The sequence below is a fragment of the Pseudomonas sp. NPDC078416 genome (assembly GCF_050268485.1).
Classification (GTDB): domain Bacteria; phylum Pseudomonadota; class Gammaproteobacteria; order Pseudomonadales; family Pseudomonadaceae; genus Aquipseudomonas.
This window is the reverse complement of record NZ_JBNNGV010000057.1, coordinates 1-11,600: the sequence shown is the minus strand read 5'-3', so window position 1 is coordinate 11,600 and position 11,600 is coordinate 1. Positions and strand designations below refer to the sequence as shown.

Here is an 11,600-nt window from a genome sequence, read left to right as displayed (position 1 = left end):
CCGAGCGGCATGGATGCCGCGAGAGCCGCCCCCCGCCATGGATGGCGGATGGCGGCGGGCCCACGGAGCGAGACCGGAGTGAAGGAACCCCGAGGCACGAGGGGCCCAACCAGGAGCATAAGCCCTTGTTACTTGGGGCTTTATCAAGTAACTCGCCGAAGGCGAAACAGTCTGCCCCTAGGCAGACGCTCTTGATCTGAAAAGACGCCGAAGGCGAAACGATCTGCCGTTAGGCAGATGCCTTCAACAGCGTATTGACGTCAACACCGAATCTGGTGTCTCCTGAAACCGGTTTCAGAGCTAAATAGCTCCCCCACAAGCCTGCTGATAAATCCAATAAGGTCCAGGCCGTGAACAGCATTTCGATACCGACGCGCACCCGCGTCACCATGAACGACGTCGCCGACCTCGCCGGCGTCTCCAAGGCCAGCGTCTCGCGCTTCATCGGCGATGACCGCCAACTGCTGTCCGAAGCCATCGCCAAACGCATCGAACAGGCCATCGACACCCTCGGCTACCGCCCCAACCAAATGGCCCGCGGCCTCAAACGCGGCCGCACCCGCCTGATCGGCATGCTCGTCGCCGACATCCGCAACCCCTACTCCATCGCCGTCATGCACGGCGTCGAAACCGCCTGCCGCAAGCACGGTTACAGCCTCGTCGTGTGCAACACCGACCGCGACGACGAACAGGAACGCCTGCACCTCGCGGCCCTGCGCTCGTACAACATCGAAGGCCTGATCGTGAACACCCTCGGCCATCACCTCGACGAACTGCGCGAACTGCACAGCGAACTGCCGATGGTCCTGGTGGACCGCAAGGTCGATGAACTGCACAGCGACCTCGTCGGCCTCGACAACGTCGCAGCGGTCCGGCAAGCGCTGGATCATCTGCAGGACGCCGGTTATCGCGACGTGCTCATGGTCACCGAACCCCAGGACGGCACCAGCTCACGGATCGAGCGGGTCGACGCCTTCAAACAACAGATGGCCGAGCGCACCGGCATGCGTGGCCAAGTCTGCGAAACCGGCGAATCGTTGCGCGGCCGGTTGCGAGACTTCCTTGCTCAACAAGGCCCCGGCCCCAAAGCGCTGTTCACCGCCAATGGCGTCGCCACTTTGATCACCACCCGTCAACTGCATGAGCTGGGCTGCCACCTGTTCAACGACATCGGCCTGATCGCCCTCGACGAACTGGACTGGTACCCGCTGGTTGGCAGCGGGATCACCTCCCTCGCCCAGCCCACCCACGAAATGGGCATCACCGCCTTTGAGTGCCTGCTCAATCGCCTGCGTGGGGATCAGGAGCCGGTACGTCTGTATGACTTCCCGGCGCAGTTGATCGCCCGCGGATCGACCCGACGACAGAGCTGACAGACGCGAACAGATACCGCAGGTCAGACCCTTCACGCCGACGCGAACTTTTATCCGGTTCGCTCGTTCGAACAAAAATGTAACCGGTTTCAGAGGACAATAATAATGACCTTACCATCCGTTGCCATCAGCCTCGGCGCCTTCGGTGCCGACCGTGTACGTGCCCAAGGCCAGGCCAGTTTCATCCCGCTGTTGGTCGATGCCGGCGTCAAGCGCATCGAGCTGCGCGAAGAGCTGTTCAGCCCCAGCATCGATGACCAAGACTTCGCTGCCCTCGCCCGCGCCATTCAGGACCGCGGCCTGGAGTGCCTGTACTCGGCGCCCCTTGAGCTGTGGCTCGAAGGCGACGCGCAGCCGAATCCCGAACTGAGACCGACCCTAGAACGGGCCACCGCCTGCGGTGCGTTCTGGCTCAAAGTGTCGCTCGGGCATTTTGGCGAGCACTGCGACGTGGCGGCGCTGGCCGATCGCCTGGCGCCGTACGACGTTCACTTGCTGGTGGAAAACGACCAGACCGAACAGGGTGGGCGCATCGAGCCCTTCGTGCAGTTCTTCGCGCAGCTCACCGCACTGCAAATGCCCATCGGCATGACCTTCGACATCGGCAACTGGCGCTGGCAGGAGCAGTCCGCCCTCGACGCCGCCCACCAACTGGGGCGTTACGTCGAATACCTGCACTGCAAGGCGATCACCCGGAACGCGGCAGGCAAGCTCATCGCCGTGCCGCCAGCGTCGGCCGATCTGCAGCAGTGGGAGCAGCTCATCCAGCACATGCCGGTGAACCTGCCCCGCGCCGTTGAATACCCGCTGCAAGGCGATGACCTGCTGCAGGTGACCCGGGAACAGGTTGTCCTGCTCGCCCACCTTGGCCAGTCGCGATCCACTCACTCCAACGCGACGGAAACGGGGGCGCTGAGCCATGTCTGAGATCGATATTCTCTCGTTCGGCGAGACCATGACCATGCTGGTGGCCGAGCAAACTGGCGATCTGGCACAGGTGCGTCACTTCGAAAAACGCATCGCCGGCGCCGACAGCAATGTGGCCATCGGCCTGTCGCGGCTGGGCTTCAAGGTCGCGTGGCTGAGCCGGGTCGGCAACGATTCCATGGGCCGCTTCGTCACCGACAGCCTGCAACAGGAAGGCGTCGATTGTGGCCATGTCACCGTGGACGCCGCGCACCCCACCGGCTTTCAGTTCAAATCCCTGGAACTCGAAGGCGCCGACCCTGTGGTCGAGTACTTCCGTCGCGGTTCGGCGGCGAGTCACCTGTCGGTCAACGACATCGTTCCCGAGCTGCTCAAGGCCCGGCATCTGCACGCCACCGGCATTCCGGCGGCGCTGTCCGACACCTGCCGGGAGCTTTCCCACGTGTTGATGACGCAAATGCGCGAGGCCGGTCGCAGCGTGTCGTTCGATCCCAATCTGCGGCCTTCGCTGTGGTCGAGCCAGGCGACGATGATCCGCGAAGTGAACCACCTCGCCAGTCACGCCCACTGGGTCATGCCGGGGCTGGCGGAGGGTGAATTGCTCACCGGCTTCGACACCCCGGCGGACATCGCCCGTTTCTACCTGGACATGGGCGTCGAGGCGGTGATCATCAAACTCGGCGCCAAGGGCGCGTATTACCGCACCCAACTCAATGAGGCGTTCTTGCCCGGCGTGCCGGTGGCCAATGTGGTCGACACGGTAGGCGCAGGCGACGGTTTTGCGGTCGGCGTGATCAGCGCGCTGCTGGAAAACCTCGGGGTCGAACAGGCCACTGCCCGTGGCAACTGGGTCGGCAGCCAGGCGGTGCAAAGCCGTGGTGACATGGAAGGCCTGCCCACCCGCGCTGCGCTCGAGGCCGCCGACCTCTCGGGGGGCCCACGACGACAAAGGGCCTGACACCTCGCTTTCGCACACCGAACCTCCATCACCTGCTGCGACAAAAACAACATGCTCAGGGAGCCTGAAATGGAAAAGCTGCTCGAATCCGTCAAACACGCCGGCCTCAAACGTCGCTGGCTATTGATCATGCCCATCGTATTCATCACCTACAGCCTGGCGTACCTGGACCGTGCCAACTACGGCTTCGCCGCCGCCTCGGGGATGGCCGAAGACCTGCACATCACGCCCGGCATGTCGTCCTTGCTGGGTGCGCTGTTCTTCCTCGGTTACTTCTTCTTTCAAGTGCCCGGCGCCATCTACGCGCAGAAGAAGAGCGTCAAAAAACTCATCTTCGTCAGCCTGATTTTGTGGGGCGGCCTGGCCACGTTGACCGGCATCGTCTCCAACGCGTACATGCTGATCGGCATCCGCTTCATGCTCGGGGTGGTCGAAGCGGCGGTGATGCCGGCGATGCTGGTGTACCTCTGCTACTGGTTCACCAAGGCCGAACGCTCCCGCGCCAACACCGTGTTGATCCTCGGTAACCCCGTAACCATGCTGTGGATGTCGGTGGTCTCCGGCTACTTGGTAGCGCACTTCAGCTGGCGCTGGATGTTCATCGTAGAGGGCCTGCCGGCGGTGATCTGGGCATTTATCTGGTGGCGTCTGGTGGACGAGCGTCCGGCCCAGGCCAAGTGGCTGACCGCTGAAGAAAAGACCGAACTGCAAGCGCGCCTCGACGCCGAACAGGTCGGCATCAAACCGGTGAAGAACTACGCCGAAGCCTTCCGCTCGCCGCGCGTCCTGCTGCTGGCCGCGCAGTATTTCTGCTGGAGCATCGGTGTGTACGGCTTCGTGCTGTGGCTACCGACCATCATCAAGAAAGGCATGCAGATGGACATGGTCGAAGCCGGCTGGCTCTCGGCCCTGCCGTACCTGGCGGCGGTGATCGGCATGGTGCTGGTGTCGTGGGCATCCGATAAAACCCAGAAGCGTAAAGCCTTTGTCTGGCCGCCGCTGCTGCTGGCGGCTGTGGCGTTCTACGGTTCCTACGCGCTGGGCACCGAGCACTTCTGGTGGTCCTACTCGCTACTGGTCATCGCCGGCGCCTGCATGTACGCGCCTTACGGTCCGTTCTTCGCCATCGTCCCGGAAATCCTGCCGGTCAACGTCGCGGGCGGCGCCATGGCATTGATCAACAGCCTCGGTGCCCTCGGTTCGTTCGCCGGTTCCTACCTCGTCGGTTACCTGAATGGCGTCACCGGCACCTTGAGCGCTTCCTACCTGTTCATGAGCGGCGCGCTGCTGGTGTCGGTGGTGCTGACGCTGCTGCTGAAGCCGGACAGCAAGGCCCGGCCCCTGAGCGACAAGCCCGGCGCTCGTCCTGCGCCTGCCCATTCCTGATCCGGAGCCTTTTCGATGACTCACCATGTTGTGCTGTACAAGAAACTATCGGCGCCGTTGATGCAGCGCCTCCAAGCCCAGGCCGAGGTCACGCTGATCGATGATCCGAAATCCAGCGCGGGCATGGCCCGCCTTCGCGACGCCCTGCCCCACGCCGATGCCTTGCTCGGCGCGAGCGTGAAACTGGGCGCCGAACTGCTGGACCTGGCGCCGAAGCTCAAAGCGGTGTCCAGCGTCTCGGTAGGCGTCGATAATTACGACATCGCGTACCTGACCCGGCGAGGCATTCTGCTGACCAACACGCCGGATGTGCTCACCGAAACCACCGCCGACACGGGCTTTGCACTGATCATGGCCACGGCCCGCCGCGTGGTGGAACTGGCGAATATGGTTCGCGATGGCCAGTGGAAACAGAACATCGGGCCGCCGCATTTTGGTTCCGACGTGCATGGCAAGACGCTGGGCATCATCGGCATGGGCCGGATTGGCGAGGCGGTGGCGCAACGGGGTCATTTCGGTTTCGGCATGCCGGTGATTTACCACAGCCATTCACCGAAGCCGGCGGTGGAAGCGCGATTTGATGCCCGCTACCGCAGCCTGGAAGACCTGTTGCGCGAGGCTGACTTTGTCTGCCTGACCGTGCCGCTGACCGCCGAAACAGAGGGGCTGATTGGCACGGAACAATTTGCGCTGATGCGCCCGGAGACGATCTTCATCAACATCGCCCGAGGCAAGGTGGTGGATGAGCAGGCGCTGATTGCCGCGCTACAGAACGGTCAGATTCGTGCGGCCGGGCTGGACGTCTTCGAGCAGGAGCCCGTGAGCCCGGACTCGCCGTTGCTCAAGATGAATAACGTGGTGGCGACGCCGCACATGGGCTCGGCGACCCACGAGACCCGCGAGGCGATGGCCCGCTGTGCCGTGGACAACCTGCTGGCCGCCCTGGCAGGCGAGCGACCGAAGGATCTGGTCAACCCCGGGGCCTGGCGCGGTTGAAAACCCAAGCCCGCTCCTACAGATTCCCGGCGTCAGAGGTATTTGTTAAATCACAAACCGCGCCACCATGGCTTTCAGGTCCACCGCCAGCCGCGACAGCTCATGGCTGGCGGCGCTGGTCTGGTTCGCACCCGCCGCCGTTTGCGCGGCGAGGTCGCGGATGTTGACCAGATTGCGGTCCACTTCCCTCGACACCTGCGCCTGTTCTTCCGATGCACTGGCGATCACCAGGTTGCGCTCGTTGATCTGCGAAATGGCTTCAGTGATCAGCTCCAGTGCATCACCCGCCGAACTGGCCAGGCTCAGTGTGGTGCGTGTGCTCTCGGTGTTGCGCGACATCGATTGAACGGCATCGCCGGTGCGGGTCTGAATGCCGGCGACCATCTGTTCGATCTCAGTGGTCGATTGCGCGGTGCGGTGGGCCAGCGCGCGGACTTCGTCGGCAACCACGGCAAACCCGCGACCCGCCTCCCCCGCACGCGCAGCTTCGATGGCGGCGTTGAGCGCCAACAGATTGGTCTGCTCGGCAATCGAGCGAATCACGTCCAGCACCTTGCCGATGTCACGGCCCTGGGCAGCCAGGCCTTCCACCAATCCGGAAGTGGCCTGAAGCTGCTGGGTCATGTCCTGGATCGACTTCACGGTCTCGACCACCCGATCACGGCCCTGACGCGCGGTCTGGTTGGACTGCTGTGACGCTTCGGAGGTCGACACCGCGTTGCGCGCGACCTCCTCGACCGCTGCGGTCATCTCGTTCACTGCCGTTGCCGCCTGCTCGATCTCGTTGTTTTGCTGCTGCAGGCCGCGCGAGGACTCTTCTGTCACCGCGCTCAGCTCGTCAGCCGCCGACGCCAGCTGCGTGGAGGAGCCGGCAATCAGCTCGATGGTCTGACGCAGGTTGCGCTGCATTGTTGCCAGGGCGCGCAACAGCTGGGCCGCTTCGTCCTTCCCGTCGACCTCGATGGGTCGGGTCAGATCGCCTGATGAAATTTCTTCTGCGGCGCGAACCGCGCGGGTGAGCGGGTTGACGATGCTGCGGGTTAGCAACCACGCCAGCAGAATCGTCAGCAGCACGGCTAGCACTGACACAGCAATGATGCTCAGGTTGGCACTGTCATATTGCTGCCTCGAAATAGCCGCTGCATCACTGGCGCCTTTCTTGTTAATGGCAATCAATTGATTGATCTGAACACCCATGAGGTCGGTGGCCTCTTTCATACGGGTGTTGATCATCGCGCGCATGTCATCAGTCTTGTCCTGCCGAGACAAGTCCAGCACCCTGGCTTGAACATCAAGGAACGTTGCAAGTGTCGCTTCAAACTGGTTGTACAGCGTTAGCTCTTCGCCCGCCGCAGGCAGCACGGCGTAGGCTTTTTTGGCGTTCTGCAACTTGCCGATCAGCTCGGCGATGCGCGCCTCGGTTTCACGCAGCGACGCTGGCTCACGGTTGACCAGGGTGCGGAAGGAGGTGATGCGTAACCGCAAACTGTTCTCCAGCATCTCGCTCAGACTGGCGATACTGGGCAATTGGTTGGACTCCATGTCGATGGTGGCCTGGCGAATCACCGCCATCCGGTTGACCGAGAACACGCTCAAACCAATCACCAGTGCGGCAATGAACGCGAATCCCAGGAATGCGCGAGGCGCAATGTTCATGTTTCTTATCGACATGGAAGATCTCTCTGAAGGCTGATGCAGCGTCGAGTCTTTTTATTGACGCTTACCGTGCTATCGGCCGCACATCAACTTTCATGTGGGCGCTTTAAGACGTTAGAGATATATTTGTGCTAACTAACTGGCTACTAAATCTTTTAGATAGCTATAACGATTCAGCACTTGTTAAACCATGCACCTGGATATAAGCGATTCATGACAAAGATCAATGAAACATGAAATTCGCATTTATGTAGGATTTATTTCCCTACACGGTCAAAACGCGGTGCTACCTTTACCTGACTCGTGGTCTGCGGGCCAGGCTTGCTCAAGCGACATGTCGATCGCTGCCGAAACTGGACAGACCTGCCGTTTCCCTACCCTGCGGAGCTTGTGAAGTGCTCGATTGAACGAGGTGGGTCCATGAACAAAGTCACGTTCCCGAACGCCTGCCAGCTGATGCGCTGGCATTTTCACCCGGTGGGCTTCGAAGCCAACATGGACGCGCCCGGCAGCATGGTGGCCCGCCTGTTCGACAGGGCCAGCGGCGAGACGGTGATCGCCATCGCCGCCATTCCGTGCGCCACCGTGATGAATGCGGCTGACGTGGAGCGCATCATCGAGGCCATCGAACTGGAGGTCGAAACCTTCATTCCGAGGCGCTCGCTGTACCTCAACCGGGCCTGAGGGCCTGGGCGTCCTGCCCTATTCGACTGACGTGCCGAGTGAACTGCTGAATGAAGCGGCGCCTCGACGATCGTCGAAAAATGCCTTGTCCCCTGCAACCCGCGCCGAGGCCCGCGGGATATTTGCATCGTCATTGCCCGCAGCGTCGATGAACCAGTAGCAGTGGCGAACGGCGCGAGTGATGGCTACATAGGCCAGGCGCAACACCTCATCTTTCTGCGCGTTGTCGAACGCCTCCAGATCCCCTTCCCGCCCCAGGCCGGCCATCTGATAGACCTGATTCTTGTACGGCGACTGCGTCAGATGCTGACAATCGCCCAGCAGAAACACCGCGTCAGCCTGCAGGCCCTTGGCGCTGTGGTAGGTCAGTTGCTTCAGGCGTCGCTCCTGGGGCGGCAACCGGTAATCGGCATCGGCAAGGGCCTGCAAGGCTTCCGGCAAGCGGGTGCGTTCGCTGCCTTTACGGTACAACAGCAGCACCGAGTCGCCGGCGTTGTAATGCTCGGTCAGGCTGGCCAGCAGCCGGTCATCGTCGCGATCCAGCACGGTCACCGGCACCAGCTCCTGCTCCGGGCCGCTGGCGCGGGCCTTCTTCCCGCTGATCGCCGGCGCGGCGCGCACGATGTGCTCGGCGGCGTCGATGATGTGCTGGTGGCTGCGGAAGTTGTCGCTGAGCATGACCTTGGTGGTCGCGGGCGAGGAAAACTCCTTGGCAAACTCCATAAAGAATTTCGGCGAACTGCCGCGCCAGCCATAGATTGACTGCCAGTCATCGCCCACGCACAGCAGCGATGAACGCTGGGCACCGCGCCCGGCATGCAGCGCCGGGCCGCGACTGCGGATCTCGCGCAGACTGGCGCGGATCCACGAGACGATCTGCGGCGAGACGTCCTGAAACTCATCGATCATCAGATGCGACAGCGGTCGCAGCCCTGCATCGCTGACCAGCTTGAGGTTCTCCGGCGAATTTTCGCCGAACAGCGAGAACATCCGGTTGTAGGTCATCACCGGCGGCGATTGATCCAGCAGGTGATTCTCGAACGCTTTCCAGAACAGGCTCAGCGCCTCGAAGAAAAACCGGTCAGGGTCCTGATCGGAAAAGCTCATCTGCGCCACGGCGTCCGGCACGTCCAGCCCGAGGTTTTCGATGAAACTGGCCGCAGCCACGAAACAGTCCAGCAGCGGCGCCGCGCTGAGCTCGCCTTTGACTTTATAATCGAACCCCGGCCCCGCCACTGCCGCGCCGGACAACGACTGCATCATGCCCCGGGAGGCCTGGTAGTTTTCCAGCCAGATGACCGGCTTGCGGCAAAACGCCTGGAACAGTGTGCGCTTGATCACCCACTCGGCCCACACCGGCAACTTGGCGTCCGGGCGGCGCAGGTGCTGGTCTTCGCCGGGGTCGAAACCGAGGACGATCCAGGCGTCCAGCTCGGCCGCATAACCGTGGACGTGAAAGGTCAGGCCGCTGACTTCGACGGTCTGGCGCATCGGCTCGACGCCCTGAATCGGCCACATGCCCGCCCGAATCCACAGGTCCTCAATGACGTCGCACAGCTCCTCGTCGCGCTTGGAGGACAGGCCCATCACGGTGATGCGTTTCTGCACGTCCGGGTGATCGCGGTCCAGCTCCTTCAGTTGCAGGGACTGCCGGTACAAGGGCGCCATGACTTCACGAAAGCGCGGATTGGCGGCGTACAAATCCCGGTAACACAGGTTCAACTGTTGGCGCTGGGCGTCATTGATGCGCAAGTCGAAGGGGTTGCTGTCGGCGCTGTCGTCGAACAGCTGGCCGGACTGGCTGCTGAGGTTCTCGAACGCCTGCAACTGTTCGAAACCCGGCAGGCTGCGCACCAGCGGCAGGATCCGCGAATGAAAAGTGCGCACCACCTCGCGGGCCTGACGCAGGGTCAGCTCGTGGCCCCACAGCGCCATGATTTCGATGAGCTTGTTGATGAAATCCTTGCGCGACTCGCGGGTGAAGGTCACCACGGTCATGGCGTCCAGCTCGAAGCCCAGGTAGTGATTGAGCAGCAGCACGCGCAACACCAGCGAGGTCGACTTGCCCGCCCCGGCGCCGGCAATGACATAGGTCGAGGGTGTATCGCTGAAAATCATCTTCCACTGCGCGGCGGTGGGTTGCGCGTGAGCGGGCAGCTTCTCGGCGACGTCCGCCTTGATGCGCTTTTTCAGCTCGTTGGTCAGCGGCAGGCGCCAGTCGTCGAACAGGTGGTCATCAACCCTCGGGCCACGGTGCTCAAGGGGCCGGGTGTCGCGAATCACCAGCACCTGACGGCCTTCTTCGATGCCATCCAGATGACCTTCGGCGTAACCCTCGTTCATGCCCTCGGCATGGCCATTGAGGTAGCCATCGGCGTGGCCCTGATGCCACGACGGCACGTGCTGCGCCTGCATGCGCGACAAGCCCCCGCCCATCATGCGGGCCATGAGACGTTTGAAGAACGGCAGGCGTTCGGGGGTGTTCAGATCAGGCGGCAGCGGGTTTGGCTCGGTGGGTAGCTCGGCGGAAAAATCGTGCGACACGCGGGCTCCGGATATCAGCGTTTTTAACAAGGCGCCTATGGTCGCCCCATTCGTCTTTCAGCTCCAGTGAAATGCTTTGCCGTCAGGGAGTTAGCCGATAAAGGGCACAGTGTTTATAGCTTGTATAACCAGCTACACATCGAATTATCCGATTGCATTGATGCAGAACTAACGCTTTTTATCGATACTTGGTTGATAGATCATTGCTCCATCGACTGACACGTCATCACCAGCGGCGCCCTGCCACAGGCCCGGCCCTGCTACGGAGGAACTGATCATGCTGCAACTTCGACCTTTCAAATCCCTTGGCGGCGCAGACCACGGCTGGCTGAACGCCCATCACCATTTCTCGTTCGCCAGTTACTACGACGAGAGCCGTATGAACTGGGGCCAGCTCCGGGTGTGGAACGATGATGTGATCGAAGCCGGCACGGGCTTCCCGCGTCACCCGCACCGCGACATGGAGATCATTACGTATGTGCGTGAGGGCGCCATCACTCACGAGGACAGCCTGGGTAACCGTGGCCGTACCGAAGCGGGCGATGTGCAGGTGATGAGTGCCGGTACGGGTGTGGCGCACAGTGAATACAATCTGGAGTCGAAGGAGACGCGGATTTTCCAGATCTGGATCATGCCGGACGAGGTCGGAGCTCCGCCGTCCTGGGGTGCGAAGCCGTTTCCGAAAGGCGACCGCGAAGGTTTCGTGACGCTGGCAAGCGGCAAGGCGGATGACGATATCGAGCTGCGGATTCGGGCCAATGCCCGGTTGGTGGCGGCGAATCTGAAGGCCGGTGAGACGGCTGAGTATGTGCTGGATGCGGGCCGCCGGGCCTATATGGTGCCTGCGACAGGTGTTATCGAGGTCAACGGCGTTCGTGCTGAAGCGCGGGATGGTGTGGCGGTTGAGGATGAGCGTGTGTTGCGGGTGACGGCCCTCGAAGACAGCGAGATCGTCCTGGTGGATGTGGCTTGAAGAGCGGTAGATCAAGATCAAGGGCGTCTGCCTGGGGGCAGACTGTTTCGCCTTCGGCGACTTACTTTTGAAAAGCACCAAAAGTAAGCAAAAGTGCCTGCTC

9 protein-coding genes and 1 pseudogene are annotated in these 11,600 nt (G+C 61.9%); 7 read left to right on the top strand and 3 right to left on the bottom strand.

What is annotated here, in order from left to right:
* The first annotated feature begins 389 nt into the window (after positions 1 to 389).
* The 5 genes from ACQKEN_RS25055 to ACQKEN_RS25035 all read left to right on the top strand — a co-directional run bounded on the left by ACQKEN_RS25055 (position 390) and on the right by ACQKEN_RS25035 (position 5,640).
* The gene (locus ACQKEN_RS25055; protein ID WP_427689465.1) at positions 390 to 1,373 is read left to right on the top strand and encodes a LacI family DNA-binding transcriptional regulator; all 984 of its coding nucleotides are present in this window, start codon (positions 390 to 392) and stop codon (positions 1,371 to 1,373) included.
* Between the two features lie 105 nt (positions 1,374 to 1,478).
* Positions 1,479 to 2,300, top strand: coding sequence for a sugar phosphate isomerase/epimerase family protein (locus tag ACQKEN_RS25050; protein WP_427689462.1), 822 nt, complete (start codon positions 1,479 to 1,481; stop codon positions 2,298 to 2,300).
* A complete protein-coding gene (locus ACQKEN_RS25045; RefSeq protein WP_427689461.1) occupies positions 2,293 to 3,258 on the top strand; it encodes a sugar kinase in 966 nt (321 codons plus the stop codon). The genes ACQKEN_RS25050 and ACQKEN_RS25045 overlap by 8 nt, the downstream gene beginning before the upstream one ends.
* Before the next feature lie 69 nt (positions 3,259 to 3,327).
* Positions 3,328 to 4,644, top strand: coding sequence for an MFS transporter (locus tag ACQKEN_RS25040; RefSeq protein WP_427689460.1), 1,317 nt, complete (start codon positions 3,328 to 3,330; stop codon positions 4,642 to 4,644).
* Positions 4,645 to 4,659: 15 nt separating this feature from the next.
* Positions 4,660 to 5,640 (top strand): 2-hydroxyacid dehydrogenase, encoded by a 981-nt coding sequence (locus ACQKEN_RS25035; protein ID WP_427689459.1) that lies wholly within the window; start codon positions 4,660 to 4,662, stop codon positions 5,638 to 5,640.
* A gap of 45 nt (positions 5,641 to 5,685) precedes the next feature.
* On the opposite strand, the gene ACQKEN_RS25030 is transcribed toward ACQKEN_RS25035, so the two are convergent.
* Together ACQKEN_RS25030 and ACQKEN_RS25025 are read right to left on the bottom strand one after the other, a co-directional pair.
* Positions 5,686 to 6,549, bottom strand: coding sequence for a methyl-accepting chemotaxis protein (locus ACQKEN_RS25030; RefSeq protein WP_427689464.1), 864 nt, complete (start codon positions 6,547 to 6,549; stop codon positions 5,686 to 5,688).
* Positions 6,541 to 7,296, bottom strand: a pseudogene (locus ACQKEN_RS25025) (MCP four helix bundle domain-containing protein); the annotation flags it as partial. The pseudogene ACQKEN_RS25025 and the gene ACQKEN_RS25030, both read right to left, overlap by 9 nt.
* A 420-nt stretch (positions 7,297 to 7,716) precedes the next feature.
* Between ACQKEN_RS25025 and ACQKEN_RS25020 the strand changes: the two are divergent.
* Positions 7,717 to 7,980, top strand: a complete 264-nt coding sequence (locus ACQKEN_RS25020) for a DUF1652 domain-containing protein (RefSeq protein WP_265385837.1) — start codon at positions 7,717 to 7,719, stop codon at positions 7,978 to 7,980.
* Between the two features lie 18 nt (positions 7,981 to 7,998).
* Here the strand turns inward: ACQKEN_RS25020 and ACQKEN_RS25015 are convergent, their stop codons facing one another.
* On the bottom strand, positions 7,999 to 10,428 hold the full coding sequence (locus ACQKEN_RS25015; RefSeq protein WP_427689463.1) for a UvrD-helicase domain-containing protein: 2,430 nt from the start codon (positions 10,426 to 10,428) through the stop codon (positions 7,999 to 8,001).
* Between the two features lie 373 nt (positions 10,429 to 10,801).
* On the opposite strand from ACQKEN_RS25015, the gene ACQKEN_RS25010 reads away from it, so the two are divergent.
* Positions 10,802 to 11,497: a pirin family protein gene (locus ACQKEN_RS25010; RefSeq protein ID WP_427689458.1), complete on the top strand. Its 696-nt coding sequence runs from the start codon at positions 10,802 to 10,804 to the stop codon at positions 11,495 to 11,497.
* Positions 11,498 to 11,600 lie beyond the last annotated feature (103 nt).